Below are 15,582 nucleotides of genomic sequence, written 5' to 3' on the forward strand. Positions count from 1 at the left end.
CCGACATGTCCGACCACAGGACCACCGTCGCCGTCGACCCGCACGCCCGGCCCTTCGACCCCCGGCTGCCGCGCTCCCCGGACACCGTCGTCGTCTACTCGGACCTCAACTGCTCCTTCGCCCACCTGGCCGTGCACCGGCTGCACCAGGCGCGGGCCCGGCTCGGCCTGGACGGTGCGCTCTTCTTCGACCACCGCTGCTTCCCGCTGGAACTCTTCGACCTGGCGGTGAACGAGCGGCCCGGCGTCGACTCGGAGGTCTCGGTCGTGGGCGCGCTGGCTCCCGAGGCCGGCTGGCGGCTGTGGCAGGGCCCCGACTGGACCTACCCCGTCAGCACCCTGCCCGCGCTGGAGGCCGTCCAGGCCGCCAAGGAGCAGGGCTGGCCGGCCTCCGAGACGCTGGACCGCGCGCTGCGCCGCGCCTTCTGGGCCGAGGACCGGTGCATCACGTTGCGCCACGTCATCCTCGACGTGGCCGCCGGGACCGGGGCGGTGGACGCGGACCGCCTCGCCGCCGCGCTGGACTCGGGCCGGCACCGGCAGGCCGTCATCGACCAGTGGCGCACCGCCCGCGAGGACCGGGTCATCTGCAGCCCGCACGTCTTCCTGTACGACGGGACCAACCTGGCCAACCCGGGGGTCACCGCGCACTGGGTCAACGGCCGCTTCGGCGTCGGATTCCCGGTCATCGACCACGACGACCCGAGTGCCGTGGACACCCTGCTCAAGCAGGCCGCCGCGCTGCTGTAGACCGGCCCCGCCGCTCGGGGCCGTGCCCGGCGATCCGCGAAACGCGGTCGGCCGCCGCCCGCCCCGGGCGGCGGCCGCGTCGCTCACAGGTCGAAGACGACCCCCGTGATCCGCTCGGACTCCGCCCAGAGCCGCCGGCCGAGCCCGGTGTCGTACGCCTTGCGCCGGAAGGAGACCACCCCGGGGGCGCCGCGCAGCTCACCGGGCCCGAGCGGCCCGTAGTAGCTGCCGCCGATCGCGTAGGGGTCGGTGGCCGCGCGGAGCACGGGAAGTGCGCCGCGCTCGGCGGGCTGGCCTATCAGGCGGGAGCCCCAGGAGGTGGGGGCCGACAGGAGGCTGCCACCGCCGAGGCTCGGGCCCTTGTCGGCCAGTTCGGTGGCGGCGAAGCCGGGGTGGGCGCCGAAGCTGCCGACCGCCAGACGGGCAGCGGCGAGCCGGCGCTGGAGCTCCAGCACGAAGACCGCGTTGGCCAGCTTGGACGCGCCGTACGCCGCCCAGGCCTGGTAGCGGTGCTCGCACTGGAGGTCGCCGAAGTCGAGCCGGCCCATCCGGTGGGCCAGGCTGCAGACCGTGACCACCCGGCTCCCGGGGCGCGCGGTGAGCAGCGGCAGCAGCTGCCCGGTCAGCGCGAAGTGCCCGAAGTGGTTGGTGCCGATCTGGAGTTCCAGGCCCTGGGCGGTGGTCTGCCGGGTCGGGACGGCCATCACCCCGGCGTTGTTGATCAGCAGGTCGAGGCCGTCGAAGGTGCCGGCGACCTTCTCGGCCGCGCTCCGTACCGAGTCGAAGTCGGCCAGGTCGATCTGGAGCAGTTCGATCCGGCCGTCCGGGACCGCGGCCTGCAGGCCGGCGAGCGCCGCCTCGCCCTTGGCGGGGTTGCGGGCGCCGAGCAGTACCCGGCAGCCCCTGGCGGCCAGTTGACGCACCTCGTGGTACCCGATCCCACTGTTGCCGCCGGTGACCACGGCGGTCTTGCCGGTGAGGTCGGGTATGTCGCGCTCGTCCCACATGCTGTTCACCATGCGGGGAGTCTATGCCAGCACCCCGGTGCGCCAACCGGGGCCTGGCATACGGGCGTTGGCTGCCGATGGTTCCGCTGCTCGACCCTCAGCGCGGCCAGCTGCTGTTCGAACGGGACGAGCGGCTCCCGCCCGGGCCGGCCGGGTGCTCCCGGTTCCCGGCCGGGCTCTCCCGGGCCGGGCTCTCCCGGGCCGGGCTCTCCCGGGCCGGGCTCTCCCGGTGACCGGCCTACGAGAGGGCGCACGAGCATCGCCGCGGCGAGCTCCCGTGCCGCGCGGGCGATCCTGGGCGCCAGCTCGTCCTCGCCGCCCCAGTCCGCCGAGGCCGCGTACAGCGCGGTGGGCAGCACGATGGCGCGCAGGTGGGCGAAGAGCGGGCGCAGCGCGCGCTCCGGGGCGAGGGAGTGCCGGACGGTGCCGCCGGTAGCGGCGATCAGCACGGGCTTGCCGGTGAGCGCTTCGTGGTCGATGGCGTCGAAGAAGGACTTGAGCGGACCGCTGTGGGAGGCACTGAAGATCACACCTGTTGCTCACACCCCGGTAGTACATCCTCCGATCAGCGTGACGCAGACCCTGCCAACGCTATTCCCGGGCGGCGAGACCGTGTCAGGTCCGCTCCTCGGGCTTCACCGCGTACAGCAGGGCGAAGAGCGTGGCCTCCACGGCGTCCTCCTCATCGGAGTCACCCTCCCTGGCCAGTTCGTCGAGGATCCCGCGCAGCTGATCGCGCAGCCACACGAGCCGCTCCGGCCGCAGCCGCAGGGTGGAGTGACTGAACACCCCGGGTGCGGCCCCGACCTCGCCGTCGCGGATACCGAACTCGATCCGGTTGGCGAGGAAGTGCCCCTGGAAGTCGGCGCGGGCCACATCGATCGCCGCCAGCAGCGCTCCGAGTGCCTCAGGCCGCTCGGAGGAGTCGTCGGTGAAGATCGAACGGGACAGCCGCAGCGACCTCTGGGCGGCCCGGTAGCGGCTCTCGACGATGCCCGAGACGAGCCTGGTCTCGGCCACCAGGATCAGCCCGACCTGCTCCAGCTGCCTGACGTGCCGGTAGAGCTTGGTCGGCGCCTCGCCCAGCTCGGCCGCGATCTCCTTGACCGACGACGGCTCCGGCTCGCCCTTCATCAACGCGTTGAGGATCGCCAGCCGGACCGGATCGGCCAGGGCCTTCAGCGTCGCGACGTCGCTGACCTCGCGCTCTTTCATCTGATCAACCACGACGCCATTTATCCATACGCATCAACGCTTGCGCAATCAATCATGCTCCTGCAAGCATTCACGCAATCGCAAATGATGACGCGTACGTCAGCATGCATGCTCACGTGAAGGGTGGGGGCCCGTATGGACACGACCGCGACAGACCTGAACGACCCGATCGGACCGGCCCGAACGCCCGAGGTCCGTCCGCCACTGGTGCCGCTGCGCCGCAATTGGCGCTTCCAGGTCCTGTGGGGCGGCGCCGCCGCAAGCATGATCGGCACCTGCGTCGCCGATCTCGCCTACCCGCTCCTGCTGCTGGCGATGACCGGCTCGCCCTCGCTGGCCGGTTCCTTCGGCGCCGTCCAGTCCGCCACCATGGTGCTCGTCGGCCTGCACAGCGGCATGGTCGCCGACCGGCACGACCGCCGCCGCGTTCTGATCGCCGCCGACTCGGTCCGGCTGGTGGCCACCGCGACCATTCCGCTCGCACTCGCCCTGGGCTGCCTCACCGTCGTCCACGTCCTGGCGGTCGGCGCCGTGCTCGGCGCTGCCATGGCCTACGGCGGCACCGTCCGACAGCTCGCCATCCGCTCGGTCGTCGCGCCCGAGCAGCTCCGCCAGGCACTGGCCCAGGACGAGCTGCGCGTCAGCGGCAGCTCACTGATCGGCCCGCCCCTGGCCGGCTTCCTGCTCGGTCTGGGCCGGGCCGTCCCCTTCCTCACCACCGCCCTGGCCTCGGCGTTCTCCGTCTCCGCCGCGCTCGCCGTCCGCTTCGACGGGCGGCCCGCGGGCGCCGGTCCCGGCCCGCGCGGCGGCGCGTTCGACGGTCTGCGGTACGTGTTGCGCGTCCCGCTGCTGCGCTCGACCCTCGCGGTCTCGCTCGCGGTCAACCTGGCCGGCTCGGCGGCACTTCTGGCGATCCTGGTGCTGCTGCACCAGCGGGGCACCTCAGGAACCGGCATCGGCTCCGCCCTGGCCGGCGAGGCCGTGGGCGGCCTGCTCGGCGCGCCGCTGGTCCGTCGCCTGCACGGCCGTTTCACCCCGGGCGTCCTGCTGCTGGCCGTCGCCTGGCTCGCCGTGCCGATGCTGCTGGTGCCGGCGCTGGTGGCCGGGCCGGTCGCGGTCTTCGGCGCACTACTGGTGATGATGCTCGGGGTGCCCTCGCTGCGGGTGATGCTCGATGTGCTGATCTTCCAGCAGGTCGCGGACGAGCTCCGTGGCCGGGTGATCGCCGCGACCATGACGGTGCTGATGCTGGGCCTCCCGCTCGGCAACGCCCTGGCGGGTCTGCTGCTCGACCGTCTCTCCCCCGCCGGCGTGCTGGAGCTGTGCGCGGGGCTGCTCGGCCTCGGGCTGCTGCCGATGACGCTCGGACGACCGCTCTGGCGGACGGCGTGGCCCGCCTGACCCCCCAGCGGTGAGCGGAGGTCGGGCGGCCGAGGCCCCGCCCGCTACGCCGACCGGGCAGCCACCTCGCGCAGATACGCCCCAGCGCGGTGATCGCCGCCGGGTTGCGCTGGCTCTCCACCGGGTCGGCGTAGCGCAGCACGAAGATCCGGTCGTTCCTGGCCGTGGCCCGGTTCGTCGACCACCCGTCGGCGCTACTGCGTGAACTCGTCGCCGTACGCGAGGGTCTGCCGCAGCAGACCTACGCGCGGCTGGCCGCGGATCCGGTGCCGGGGGTCTGTGCGGACTTGGCAAGGAACCCATCGACCGACGAGGCCATGGTCCGCAGACTTGCCGAGGATCGCGGCCACGATGTCCAGCGGTCCCTCGCGTTCCACCCGGACCTGCCGCTCGACGTCCTGACGCGGCTCGCCCGCTCGACCAAGCTCGGCTCCCCGCTGCTCCCCCGCGTCGCTGCGGCCACGCCCGCGGAGGTCGCCGACCTCGCCGCGGCGGCCGACCCGACGCTGCGGATGCTGGTCGCCCTGCGCCGCGACCTGCCGGACGCGATCCGCGACGCGCTCGCGTGCGACTGCGACGCGAAGGCCCTCAAGGCGATAGCCCCGCACCCGGGTCTCGCGGAGGCACAACTGCTCGCCATGATCGACCGTCACGGTCCCCGTGTGGCCGCGAAGGCCGCCACGAATCCTGACGCGACTGCGCTCGTCCTGGAGCACCTGACCCGTCAGTCCGCTTCCGCACGGAAGGCCTTCCGCGAGATCGCCCGGCCCCCGAACGCGTCGCTTCCGGCACCCCTCGCGTGTCTGGTGGACCCTCAGGCCCGCCCCATCGCCGCCGCGCGTCCGGAGCTCCCTTCCAGCGCCCTCGTCGATCTGCTGGCCGACGAGGACTGGCAGATCGCGGCGGCGGCCGCTGGCAACCCCTCCCTCCCCGCCGACGCGATGAGCGCGCTCACGTCTCGTCGATCTTCGCGTGGCAGGTCCGCTAGGGTGCGGTGCGATCGCCGAGACCAGGGGGTAGCGTGCTGACGTACGAGGACTTGACCGAGCCCGAGCGGCAGGTGTGGGACGCGTTCCGCACCGGTGCCGTCGTCGACCTGCGCGCCGGAAGCGTTGCGGAGGACGATCCGGCCCGCGGGGCGGCCTGGGGCGCCGAGCGCACCGTACGGGCCGAAGCGGTCGCGGCCGTGCTGCTTCAAGCTGCCGAGCAGGGCGGCGCGGCCACGGCCCTACGGCTCACCGGAGCGCGGATCAGTGGGCAGCTGGACCTGGGTGGTACCCGGTCGGAGAGTGAACTCCGGCTGGAGGCCTGCCACTTCGAGCAGCACGTGGTGCTGCGCGCAGCAAGCCTGCGCTCCACCGGTCTGATCGGCTGCTGGATACCCGGGCTCGACGGCTGGCTGCTGAAGGTTGACGGCAATCTGTTCTTCGAGGATTCGGTCTTCGAGGGGCGGCTGACCCTCACCCGAGCCCAGATCTCGGGCGAACTCCGGCTCAGCGGGGCACAGCTGACCGCCACCGAGCTGCTCGGCCCGGACGCCGTCACACCGCGCGGCCTGCACGCGCCGGGTGCGGGCAGCGCGCCGGGCCCGTGGGCGCTGTGGGCCGGCGGGCTGAGGATGGAGGGTGGCTGCTTCGCCCGCAAGGGCTTCCGCTCGCGCGGCGGCCTGCGACTGGTCGGCGCCCGGTTCGACGGCGGGCTGTTCATGGAGCGGGCCCGGATCGACAACCCCGACGGCGACGCGCTGACCGGCGACGATCTCACGGCCTCGACCATCGTGCTCTCCGAGGGGTTCGCTGCCACCGGCGCGATCCGGTTGCCGGGCGCGACGGTGCGCAGCAGGTTCTCGCTGGACACCGCGGTGCTCGACGGTGGCGCGGTGGCTCTGGACGGCAGCCGCCTGAGTGCCGGCGACCTGCAACTGACGTTCGCCGCCACCCCGGTGGGCACCGTGGACCTGCAGGACGCGCAGGCGGCCGTGCTGCAGGACGGCGAGCACAGCTGGCCCGCCGATACCCGGCTGGACGGCTTCGCCTACTCCTCCATCCAACTCCCGCCCGGCGGCCCGGAACCGGTGGCCCGGCGCCTGCACTGGCTGGCCCGGCTGCCCGGCTACGCGCCCCAGCCGTACGAGCAACTCGCCGCCTGGTACCGGAAGATCGGCCATGACGACGACGCGCGCCGGGTGCTGCTGGAGAAGCAACGCCGACGCCGCCGGACCCTCGGCCCGGCCGGCCGGCTCTGGGGGCGACTGCTGGACGTCACCGTCGGCTACGGCTACCGGCCCTGGCAGGCCGCCCTCTGGCTGGCCGTGCTGGCCCTGCTGGGCACGGTGGTGTTCGCCCACGGTACGCCGCACGAGGTGCAGCCCGGACAGAGCGCGCCGTTCAGCCCGCTGATCTACACGCTCGATCTGCTCGTCCCGATCGGCGGCTTCGGCCAGCGCGCCGCCTGGTACTGGACCGGGCTGCACCAGTGGTTCGGCTACGGGCTGATCGCCGCCGGCTGGGTGCTAACCACCACCGTCCTCGCCGGGGTCAGCCGCTCCCTCAATCGGAGCTGACGGTACGACCCCGAGGAGACACCCGGGGGGTTGTTCCGGTAGGTGCTGCCGAGACATTCGCGTCGCACCGAGGGCCTGGACAACCTGGTCATCTCGCTGACCGCCAAGGGCCTGATCGCACGAGCAATACCGGTTGCGGAGTGACTAATAAGCATCAGCTTGGGATGACGCCAGCAGCGCAGCAGGCGATCCGGACCCTACGGAGGAGTGGCAGCGGCGGGAGGTCGCCCGGCTCGTGAGCCGCTCCTCCACCGTGTCGGAGGGGAGCAGCTGTTGAGCAGGGTGGGCCGTCAGGACTGGTGGACTTCCTCGGCTGTGCGCAACTGGGCCAGCTCCGCCTCCAGAGCCTCGATCGGGCCTCCAGCTACTGCTTGTCCCATACGGCGTCCCCGTAGCCTTCCTTGTGGCGCTTGGCGATGCGGCTGAGCCACCGGGCCGAGCGAAGCTGACCGCACCACCGTCCTCGCAGCCCCACAGCAGACCGCGGCAAGGGACTTTTTGCCCGCACGCGAAAGGCCCCGCCAACCCGGCAGGACCTTTCGCGTTCCCGGAGGGTCTCGTGACCGAGTACAACTGCACCTGGTTCAACCACCGGCATGTCCTCGACACCTACTGGAACCACGAGTCCGACCGGATCTCCGCAACCGTTCCTGGCCAGCGGGGGCGCGCGTCGAGTTCTTCCTCACCCAGGGCGACGACAAGCCGCAACCTGTCAGTGCGTCAGCAGTCCATATGCAGCTATGCCCTCGTCTCTCATGTCGGCCAGTCCGCCGTGACAGTCCCGGTAACACTATCGGGGACGACCGCGATCAGCAGTATAGTGCGACTCGAATAGGGGAACGACACAATCCTGACCGGTCGGTTCCACATCTCCGGATCGGCTGCGACCACAGCACTGGTCAGTGGTTGAATCCCCAAATCGAGCCCGTGTGATGTCGACGGCAAGTACCTGAGGTCAATTTCGTCGATTGCCAGAACACTGGTCTCGTCGAATCTCTCCGACAGGATGATATTTTCGAACTCGGGCAGTTCCTGGACGATGACCTGCGAGTGCTCTCGGATGGAACGGCGGATCCGATCGATCGTCTCGCCGGTTGCCAGATACCAGCTGTCGCCCCAAGTCCCATAGGCCCAGCGTTCGATCACGAGCAAACCGCCTGGATGTGCGGGAAGCAGATTCGAGACGGACTGCCAGAAGTGGTCGTCGGCCGCTTCGTTCTTGACGTCCGGCTGAGGCGGAGTCGGCTGACGAACGGCGACTCTCAGCTCCTGCGGTAGCAGGCTCAGGACCAGGGGCTCATGTCGGTCGTCGATGTCGACCCGGAGCAGCCCGTCGAAGTCGGTGCCGATGAGGACCGAGCCGTCGCCGAGACACGAGAGGGTGCACCCGATTGGGACACCGCGCAGTGACGAGCGCAGTAGCCGTAGGGCCTGGTCGGGGGAGAGTGCCACGCCGTTGCGGAAATCCGGGAGCCAGCTTGGCTTGGGAATGCCGAGCAAGGGTTCATGTACGAGGATCTCCTGCGACCCGACTGCCAAGCGAAGCGACTCCACAAACCGGAGCATGGCGTCCTCAGCTTCGAAGTACTCGCTGAAGGACGGCTCGTCCTCGTCCCGCGGGCTGACCGCGTCACTGAACGAGATCTGTTCCGCATTACCGATGAGATACTGGATCATTAGTCACCCACTCGCACGGTCAGGGGTTGTGTAGCGGGCGGGGTCGTAATAGCGGTTGAGATTGTAGTGGAGGCGGGTTTCGGGGTCGAAGTACTGGCCGGGGAACTGCAGCGGGGTGTAGGTGGTGCTGTCGTGTGGCCAGGTGGAGTTACCCCAAAGGGTGGGAACGGTGCGCCAGGCGACGCTGTCGGTGGCGGGGTCCAGGAGTTCGGTGGGAGTGCCGACGAGGTCGGTGATGATGGCGAAGAACCGGCGGTCGACATGCTCTTGTGCGCTGTCGGTAGTGGTGACGGTCTCGCTCTGGGCCAGGGGGTGGAGGCCGTTGTAGTCCCAGCTGAGGGTGTGCGGGCCGGGCAGGTAGGGAGCGTGGGTGGTGTGTTCGGCGAGGGTGAGGCCATCCCAGGTGAAATCGGTGCGTTCCTCCACGGTGACGCCGTCGGGCGCGAGGCCGTGTTTGGCGATGCGACGACCGAACGGGTCGTAGAGGTAGTGCCAGCGGGTGCCGTCGGGAGTCGCAACGTGGGTGAGGCGATCCTCGGCGTCCCAGGTGTAGTGCCAGGTGTCGGGTTTGCGGGAGAGCCGGGTGACCTGGCGCAAGGTGGTGCGGCCGGCCGGGTCGTATTCGTAGCGGATGCGGCCTGCGGTGGCCGGCTGGCTGCCGGTGAAGGTGCGGGTACCGAGCGCGGCCTTGCTGGCGCCGGTGGCTGGCCAGTCGGCAGTGGTGAGATTGCCGACGGGATCGTAGGCGTACGTCTCGGTCCAGGTTGTTCCTCGGCCGCCGGTGCGTCGTCGGGGACGACACCCGGCTCACCGAGCTGACGCTGCGCGCCGGCTACCGCACTGTGTTCCAGGGCAACGCCACGGTGTGGTCGCGGTATCCGGGAACCGGCCGGGAATTCCTCGGCCAGCGGCTCAGGATCGCCCGCAACTTCTGGCGGGTGAGACTCACCACCCTGGTCACGGGCTGGGTCTGGCGGCATCCCTACCTGGCCTTCGGCACGCTCGCCGATGTCATCGGCCGCAGCGGGTTCTGGCTGTGCGAGACCTACCTCGTCGTGCTGGCCGTCGACGGGCACGTGCTCATGCCAGCGGTCGCGGCGGGGTGGTATTTCCAGCGCCGTGCCCGCTCGGCACGTGAGTTCGTTCGTCGGCGGGCCCTTCCCCGGTGGCACGTGCCCGCCCAGGTCGCCATCGACCTCGTTCTGAGGAACCTCGACCTCGTCGGCCTGCTCACCATGCGACGCCAGACCTGGCTCACCCGCCGGGCACCTATCAGGACGACGGCCCCGACGTCCGAGCCGTCCGCTTCGCGCGAGGTCGGCTCGCGGCCAGGCGAGGGCCCGAATCCTGTTCCTTGACGGGGACGGGGGACGGGGACGGGGACGGGGCGGAGGTTGCTTGACGCGGCGCCAGCGGGCTCCGAGCGGCGGGGCTTCGCCCCCGCCGTCAGCCCTGTGGGTACCGATAGATCATCCGGCCTGGTCATAGCCTTGTCTGCTTGGCTATGGGTCGCGTCTGTCAGCCTCGTGGGTGTCTTCCCCGCGGGTCAGCACGGACTGCATGATGATCTGTTGTGCTGCTCCGCCTAGCCTACCTCGCCGTGACCAGCACCTTCACGCTGCTGCGGCTGCTGCCGATGGGCAGCCGGGAGAAGGACATCGAGATCCTCGCACTCCGTCACCAGCTGCTGGTCCTGCAGCGCCAGGTCGGCAAGCCCGCCTTCACCGACACCGATCGTGCCGTCCTCGCCGGCCTGCTCCATCACCTCCCCGCCGACAGACTGCGGCGCCTTGTGCTGCTGGCCCGCTTGTGTTGCTGGTCCGCCCGAACACGGTCCTGCGGTGGCACCGCGACCTGCTCAGGCGGCGCCATGTCGCGACCTGCGCACCGAAGCTTCGCGGGCGCCCACCCACCGCCCGCTCAATCCGCGCCCTGGTCCTACGCCTGGCCCGCGAGAACAACGCGTGGGGCTACCGCAGAATCCACGGTGAACTCGCCGCCCTCGGTATCCAGGTCGCCGCCTCCACCGTCCGAGAGATCCGTCGCGAGCACGGCATACCGCCCGCGCCCGAGCGGCAGAGCACGACCTGGGCCGACTTCCAGCGCGGCCACGCCGAGGCCCTGCTCGCCTGCGACCTCTTCGAGGTCCGCACATTGTGCAGCTCGGACGCAACCTCCTCATGGACCTCCAGGACGCCGGCAGCAGGGCCAGGTTTTTGATCCGCGACCACGACGCGAAGTTCACCGCCGCCTTCGACGTCCTGATGGCCGACGCTGGCTTGGCGGTCGTCACCACCGGCATCCGGATACCGCGGATGAACTCCCTCATGGAGCGCTGGATACAAACCTGTCGGCACAGACCGCTCGACCGCACCATCATCTGGAACCAGAGCCACCTCCTCCACGCGCTCGATGAGTTCGAGACCCACTACAACGAGCACCGGCCACACCGAGCCCTCAGACAAGCCGCACCACTCCGCCCACTCCCCCAACCGACCGACGAACCAGCACGGATCAGACGACTGGAGCTTCGCCGACGAGACCGACTCGGCGGCACACTCCACGAGTACCAACATGCCGCATGAGCTGCACGGATGATCGGCACCCGCACTGCTGGGAGGCGGGGCAGTCCACACCAGCTTCCCCTCCTCGTCGGTAAGCGCAAGGAGGGTGAATACCTTCCTCCATGACGGTGCTCGGCGTCACCGCGCATCCCACCGCGCGAGCAGCTGGGACAGGTCGTCGGGGAGCCCGTCAGGAATGCCCGACGTGCCCGCCACGTAACCGTGCAGGGTGGCGATGGCGCGTTCGCCGCACCCCCAGTGGCGCAGCCCTGAGACATTCGCTCCCACTGTTGTGGCCGGATTGCCGAGGTGTTTGGCCGCCGCTCCCACGTCGCCGAGGACTACCGCGCCCATGCAGACCAGTGACAGCGGGCCGATCAAGGTGTGGGGTCGGATCATCGCTCCCATCCCGAGATAGGAGCGCGACCAGATCCGGCTCTCCCCTCCTACGACCACGTTGGCAGAAATCTGGATGCCGTCTTCGAGGACCGCACCGTCGCCGATCACGGCACCGCTCATCACGAGGCAGTCACTGCCGATCCGGGTCGGCCCGCTCAGCAGTCCCTGAGCGACTTTGGTGTGTTCGCGGATGCGGTTCCGATCGCCGATGACGACTCCGAGGCCGCCGGTCTCACCTGCCCAGGTGGCCGGATGCGGATGGTCCCGGTGTCCCCCGGGGGCGCCGACCACGGCATGCGGAGCGATCCAGTTGTCGTTGCCGATCTCGCAGGGACCGGGCAGCACCGCGTACGGCCCCACGGTGTTGCCCGTGCCCAGCTTGACGCCTTCGCCGACGAAGGCGCTCGGATCCACGTTATTGGTCATGGATACCTCAACGGCTGTCCGCACTCGGGGTTCCGCCATGAACACGCCGTGGCTGCCGCCTTCATACGCGTGCACCGTGATCGTTCCCAGAACGCCCTCAACGGGACGGTTCCTCCCCCCGTCCCGGGCCGAAGGCCCGGCGCCGAATGTCGACCGCGCGCAGCCGCGACGGCGGATGGAGCCGAAAACCGGCTGTCGCGAACGGACAGGTCCACCCCGGCTCATTCCCATGGCAGTTACGTCCGCTCGCCGCGCGCTCCTTGAACGACCTCGGCTCGGGTCAACGGCTGCGACGCATCCGGCGTGCCCCTTCCGGAACCTCGGGGCTTCACGGTCGTTAGACGCATACCGCGCCGCCCACGGCACCGGCGGCCAAGCGCACGGAAGGCTCCGCAGCCGCAACGAGACGGTCGGTGGGCGAGCGCGCATCGACAAGAAGAGGAAGCAAGTTCGATGACGGCGAGTACCACCACTTCCGCAGGAACGGCCGAGCGGCGCGGGGTCTGCCGGCTGGTCCCGCTCGAACATCACCAGGACGAGCGGGGCATCCTGTCCGTCCTGGAGCCGGAGCAGGCACTCGGCTTCGTTGTTCGGCGCGTCTACTACCTGCACGGGCTGGAGGCCGGCGCCTCACGGGGCGGGCATGCTCACCGCCGTCTGGAGCAGTTCGTCATCGCGGTCCACGGCAGTTTCACAATCTCGCTGGACGACGGGTTCCAGACGACGGAGTATCGCCTCGACCAGCCGGAACTGGGCCTGTACATCGGGCCGATGGTCTGGGGAGAACTCAGCGACTTCTCGGCGGGGACCGTCTGCCTGGTGCTGGCGTCCGAGCCCTTCGACGAGGCGGACTACTTCCGGGACCACGCCGAGTTCTTGCGGATGAGCCGGAGGCGGCCATGACGAAACAGACGCGCCCTACCATCCAGGTCCCGTTCTACGACCTCCGGGACGTGCACGAGGCCATGGGCATCCAGCCGCAGATCGAGGAGGCCCTGCTGCGCGTCGCCGCCAGCGGGCGCTATCTGCTCGGCCCCGAACTCGCCGCGTTCGAAGAGAGGTTCGCCGACTACTGCGGCGCTGCCCACTGCGTGGCCGTGGGCAGTGGGCTCGACGCACTGCAGCTGACGCTCCGGGCGCTCGGCGTGGGCGAGGGAGAGGGCGACGAGGTGATGGTGCCCTCCCACACGTACATCGCCACCTGGCTCGCCGTCTCCGCGTGCGGCGCCACCCCGGCTCCCGTCGAGCCCGGCGAACCGGGACGGCGGGGGGCCGACACGTTCCTGCTCTCCCCCGACCGGCTGGAGGCCGCGCTGACCCCGCGGACCAAGGCCGTGATGCCCGTACATCTCTACGGACACCCGGCGGACCTGAACGCGGTCCAAGCGTTCGCCGACCGGCACGGGCTGCCCGTCGTGGAAGACGCCGCACAGGCCCACGGCGCGCGCTACCGAGGCCGACGCGTCGGCAGCGCCTACGCCGCCGCGTTCAGCTTCTACCCGGGCAAGAACCTCGGCGCACTCGGCGACGGCGGAGCCGTCGTCACCTCGGACGCCGAACTGGCCGACCGGCTCCGGCTGCTGCGCAACTACGGCTCCCGCGAGAAGTACCGGCACGAGCTGCGGGGTGTCAACTCACGCCTCGACGAACTGCAGGCAGCGGTGCTCTCAGTCAAACTCCCCTTGTTGGACGCCTGGAACACCCGCCGCCAGGAGATCGCCGCCCGCTACACCGAGGCACTGGCCGACCTGCCCGGCATCGACCTGCCTGCGGTCGCAGAGTGGGCCGAGCCGGTCTGGCACCAGTACGTGCTGCGCAGCCCGCATCGCGACCACCTGCAACACCGGCTGGCCGAGGCGGGGGTCGAAACGCTCCTCCACTACCCGGTGCCCGTGCACAGATCCGGAGCGTACGCCGCCAGAAGGCCGCGGCCCGCCGACGAACTCCCGCACGCAGAACGGTTGGCCCGCGAGGTGCTCAGCCTGCCCATCGGTCCGCATCTCTCCGACGCTGCCGTTGATGCGGTGATCGTCGCCACGCGCTCCGCCGCGCTGACCCTCACGGGAATGGAGTAGGTCGGCGAGGCCAACCTCGTACCGCACGAGCCGTGCCGCCCAGGGCTTGGGCATGACCGGCGACTACCGCACCCCAGCTCAGCCGCCTGCCACCGCCGCCGGCAATCTGCCGCTGGCTGTGACGACGCCCAACGCGGCCCGTCCTGCAGCACGAGCAACTGCTCCGATCCCCGCTGGTGATGCGGTGGATGTACTCGTGGACTCCCACCGTCGGGCAGTCGAGAGCACACTCGCCAGCACGACGGTCAGCGCGGGACGACTTGAGATCCTGGACGAGCGGCTGATGGATCTCCGCCGCGCCTACGTCGTCGCTCCGCCCGTAGAGATGCTTGGCCAGCTCCTGCGCGAGCTTGATGAGGTACGTCTTCTGGCCAGTGAGCGGCAGCCTGCCCACGTGCAGGTCCACTTGTCGGAGATGATCGCGGTCCTGGCCACGTTGATCGCCGACGCGCTGATGAAGCTCGGGCGCCTGGGACAGGCGCAGTTGTGGTACGGCACGGCACGCACTGCGGCCGACGACAGCGGCAGTTGGGAGTTGCGGGCGCGCGTTCGGGTCCAGGCCGCCATGCTGCCGTACTACTACGGGCCACTGGAACGTGCGGTCAGCTTCACCAACGAGGCGCGGCTCCTCAACCGCTACCGCCCCACGGCAACGGGCGCATTCGCGGCAGCGGCCGCAGCACGGGCCCAAGCCAGACAGGGCAACGCTGAGGCCGCTCGCGCGGCGATCAAAGAAGCACAGCAGCTGTTCGATCGATGCCGGAAGGTTGCATCGGAGTCCGATGACGCTTGGGCCTTCCCCCTGCGCCGGCTTCTCCTGTACCTGTCCGGCGCGTACACCTACCTCGGCGACACCACCCACGCGCGCGACGCGCAAGCCGAGGCCCTGATGCTGTACCCGGATCGGACCGGCATCGATCCGGCGCTGCTGCACCTTGAGCAGGCGATGTGCCTGATCCACGAGCGCAGCGTCACCGAGGCGTGTCAGCTGGCTGGCCAGACCTACCTGAAGGTTCCTGCTGCGCACCGGACTGAAATCCTCGGCGCGCGGGCCCAGGACATCATCGACGTACTGCCGGAGAACGTCCGGTCGGTGCGGGCTGTGCGCGAACTCGGCGAGATCCTGGCACTGCCGGCCAGCACGACGTGACAGGAGAGGCTCTCGCCCGTCAGCCTTGTAGGCATGAGTGCTCCGATTGTCCGAATCGGCGGCTTCGCCGAGTCCGAAGCGCCATGCGCGACTTGATCGGTGCGCGGGACTGGCTGACGGTGTTCATCCTGCCCGCCTACGCACCCGAGCTGAACGCGGTCGAGTACCTGTGGGCCAACGTCAAGCACAGTCTCGCGAACCTCGCCAGCGTCGCCCTGGACCGACTCGAAGCCCTCGTCTGCAACCGTCTCAAGCGACTGCAGTACCGCTCTGACGTCCTCGACGGCTTCCTCGCCGGCACCGGACTCTCCCTCGACCTCCCACCGCCATCACCTTGAAGCGCCGAGTCAGTAACC

Annotated in this window: 14 protein-coding genes and 3 pseudogenes; 10 read left to right on the forward strand and 7 right to left on the reverse strand. The window is 70.1% G+C overall.

Annotated elements, in window-relative coordinates:
* Nucleotides 1–5 precede the first annotated feature (5 nt).
* The gene (locus ACWDAK_RS23420) at nt 6–749 is read left to right on the forward strand and encodes a DsbA family oxidoreductase (RefSeq protein ID WP_427394630.1); all 744 of its coding nucleotides are present in this window, start codon (nt 6–8) and stop codon (nt 747–749) included.
* An 83-nt stretch (nt 750–832) separates the two neighbouring features.
* Here the strand turns inward: ACWDAK_RS23420 and ACWDAK_RS23425 are convergent, their stop codons facing one another.
* From ACWDAK_RS23425 to ACWDAK_RS23435, 3 genes and pseudogenes are all read right to left on the reverse strand, one after another.
* The gene (locus tag ACWDAK_RS23425) at nt 833–1,768 is read right to left on the reverse strand and encodes an oxidoreductase (RefSeq protein WP_344639365.1); all 936 of its coding nucleotides are present in this window, start codon (nt 1,766–1,768) and stop codon (nt 833–835) included.
* Nucleotides 1,762–2,283, reverse strand: a pseudogene (locus ACWDAK_RS23430) (NAD(P)H-dependent oxidoreductase); the annotation flags it as partial. The gene ACWDAK_RS23425 and the pseudogene ACWDAK_RS23430, both read right to left, overlap by 7 nt.
* An 88-nt stretch (nt 2,284–2,371) precedes the next feature.
* Entirely contained in the window at nt 2,372–2,983 is a 612-nt protein-coding gene (locus tag ACWDAK_RS23435; protein WP_427394629.1) for an ArsR/SmtB family transcription factor, read from the reverse strand.
* A 123-nt stretch (nt 2,984–3,106) separates the two neighbouring features.
* Here ACWDAK_RS23435 and ACWDAK_RS23440 point away from each other — a divergent pair, with 123 nt between their 5' ends.
* The 3 genes from ACWDAK_RS23440 to ACWDAK_RS23450 all read left to right on the forward strand — a co-directional run bounded on the left by ACWDAK_RS23440 (nt 3,107) and on the right by ACWDAK_RS23450 (nt 6,935).
* Nucleotides 3,107–4,372: an MFS transporter gene (locus ACWDAK_RS23440; protein ID WP_427394628.1), complete on the forward strand. Its 1,266-nt coding sequence runs from the start codon at nt 3,107–3,109 to the stop codon at nt 4,370–4,372.
* A 164-nt stretch (nt 4,373–4,536) separates the two neighbouring features.
* Nucleotides 4,537–5,400 carry a hypothetical protein gene (locus ACWDAK_RS23445; RefSeq protein ID WP_427394627.1) on the forward strand — a complete coding sequence of 288 codons (864 nt, stop codon included), beginning with the start codon at nt 4,537–4,539 and terminating at the stop codon, nt 5,398–5,400.
* The gene (locus ACWDAK_RS23450) at nt 5,394–6,935 is read left to right on the forward strand and encodes an oxidoreductase (RefSeq protein WP_344639367.1); all 1,542 of its coding nucleotides are present in this window, start codon (nt 5,394–5,396) and stop codon (nt 6,933–6,935) included. Before ACWDAK_RS23445 ends, ACWDAK_RS23450 begins: the two co-directional genes overlap by 7 nt.
* Nucleotides 6,936–7,688: 753 nt before the next feature.
* Here ACWDAK_RS23450 and ACWDAK_RS23455 read toward each other — a convergent pair.
* Nucleotides 7,689–8,612: a hypothetical protein gene (locus ACWDAK_RS23455; protein WP_344639368.1), complete on the reverse strand. Its 924-nt coding sequence runs from the start codon at nt 8,610–8,612 to the stop codon at nt 7,689–7,691.
* Nucleotides 8,613–8,615: 3 nt separating this feature from the next.
* Nucleotides 8,616–9,209 (reverse strand): RHS repeat-associated core domain-containing protein, encoded by a 594-nt coding sequence (locus ACWDAK_RS23460; protein ID WP_427394626.1) that lies wholly within the window; start codon nt 9,207–9,209, stop codon nt 8,616–8,618.
* A gap of 167 nt (nt 9,210–9,376) precedes the next feature.
* On the opposite strand from ACWDAK_RS23460, the gene ACWDAK_RS23465 reads away from it, so the two are divergent.
* Nucleotides 9,377–9,970, forward strand: a complete 594-nt coding sequence (locus ACWDAK_RS23465; RefSeq protein WP_427394625.1) for a hypothetical protein — start codon at nt 9,377–9,379, stop codon at nt 9,968–9,970.
* Between the two features lie 227 nt (nt 9,971–10,197).
* Here ACWDAK_RS23465 and ACWDAK_RS23470 read toward each other — a convergent pair whose 3' ends face one another.
* A complete protein-coding gene (locus ACWDAK_RS23470) occupies nt 10,198–10,374 on the reverse strand; it encodes a hypothetical protein (RefSeq protein WP_427394641.1) in 177 nt (58 codons plus the stop codon).
* On the opposite strand from ACWDAK_RS23470, the pseudogene ACWDAK_RS23475 reads away from it, so the two are divergent.
* Nucleotides 10,306–11,197: pseudogene (locus ACWDAK_RS23475) on the forward strand (integrase core domain-containing protein). The gene ACWDAK_RS23470 and the pseudogene ACWDAK_RS23475 sit on opposite strands and share 69 nt — an antisense overlap.
* Before the next feature lie 117 nt (nt 11,198–11,314).
* On the opposite strand, the gene ACWDAK_RS23480 reads toward ACWDAK_RS23475, so the two are convergent.
* Nucleotides 11,315–12,076, reverse strand: a complete 762-nt coding sequence (locus tag ACWDAK_RS23480; protein WP_427394624.1) for a hypothetical protein — start codon at nt 12,074–12,076, stop codon at nt 11,315–11,317.
* Nucleotides 12,077–12,454: 378 nt separating this feature from the next.
* Between ACWDAK_RS23480 and ACWDAK_RS23485 the strand changes: the two genes are divergently transcribed.
* The 4 genes and pseudogenes from ACWDAK_RS23485 to ACWDAK_RS23500 form a co-directional block, all read left to right on the forward strand.
* Nucleotides 12,455–12,904: a sugar 3,4-ketoisomerase gene (locus tag ACWDAK_RS23485; RefSeq protein WP_344639372.1), complete on the forward strand. Its 450-nt coding sequence runs from the start codon at nt 12,455–12,457 to the stop codon at nt 12,902–12,904.
* Nucleotides 12,901–14,076 carry a DegT/DnrJ/EryC1/StrS family aminotransferase gene (locus ACWDAK_RS23490; protein WP_427394623.1) on the forward strand — a complete coding sequence of 392 codons (1,176 nt, stop codon included), beginning with the start codon at nt 12,901–12,903 and terminating at the stop codon, nt 14,074–14,076. Before ACWDAK_RS23485 ends, ACWDAK_RS23490 begins: the two co-directional genes overlap by 4 nt.
* A 52-nt stretch (nt 14,077–14,128) precedes the next feature.
* On the forward strand, nt 14,129–15,226 hold the full coding sequence (locus tag ACWDAK_RS23495) for an XRE family transcriptional regulator (RefSeq protein ID WP_427394622.1): 1,098 nt from the start codon (nt 14,129–14,131) through the stop codon (nt 15,224–15,226).
* Between the two features lie 83 nt (nt 15,227–15,309).
* Nucleotides 15,310–15,564 (forward strand): annotated as a pseudogene (locus ACWDAK_RS23500) (transposase); the annotation flags it as partial.
* Nucleotides 15,565–15,582: the final 18 nt, after the last annotated feature.

It is taken from the genome of Kitasatospora sp. NPDC001175, from assembly GCF_053598215.1.

Coding starts and splice junctions, on each gene's coding strand:
- ACWDAK_RS23420 (WP_427394630.1), top strand. CDS start 6: ATGTCCGACCACAGGACCACCGTCGCCGTCGACCCGCACGCCCGGCCC.
- ACWDAK_RS23425 (WP_344639365.1), bottom strand. CDS start 1,768: ATGGTGAACAGCATGTGGGACGAGCGCGACATACCCGACCTCACCGGC.
- ACWDAK_RS23440 (WP_427394628.1), top strand. CDS start 3,107: ATGGACACGACCGCGACAGACCTGAACGACCCGATCGGACCGGCCCGA.
- ACWDAK_RS23455 (WP_344639368.1), bottom strand. CDS start 8,612: ATGATCCAGTATCTCATCGGTAATGCGGAACAGATCTCGTTCAGTGAC.
- ACWDAK_RS23470 (WP_427394641.1), bottom strand. CDS start 10,374: ATGGAGCAGGCCGGCGAGGACGGCACGATCGGTGTCGGTGAAGGCGGG.
- ACWDAK_RS23485 (WP_344639372.1), top strand. CDS start 12,455: ATGACGGCGAGTACCACCACTTCCGCAGGAACGGCCGAGCGGCGCGGG.
- ACWDAK_RS23490 (WP_427394623.1), top strand. CDS start 12,901: ATGACGAAACAGACGCGCCCTACCATCCAGGTCCCGTTCTACGACCTC.
- ACWDAK_RS23495 (WP_427394622.1), top strand. CDS start 14,129: ATGACCGGCGACTACCGCACCCCAGCTCAGCCGCCTGCCACCGCCGCC.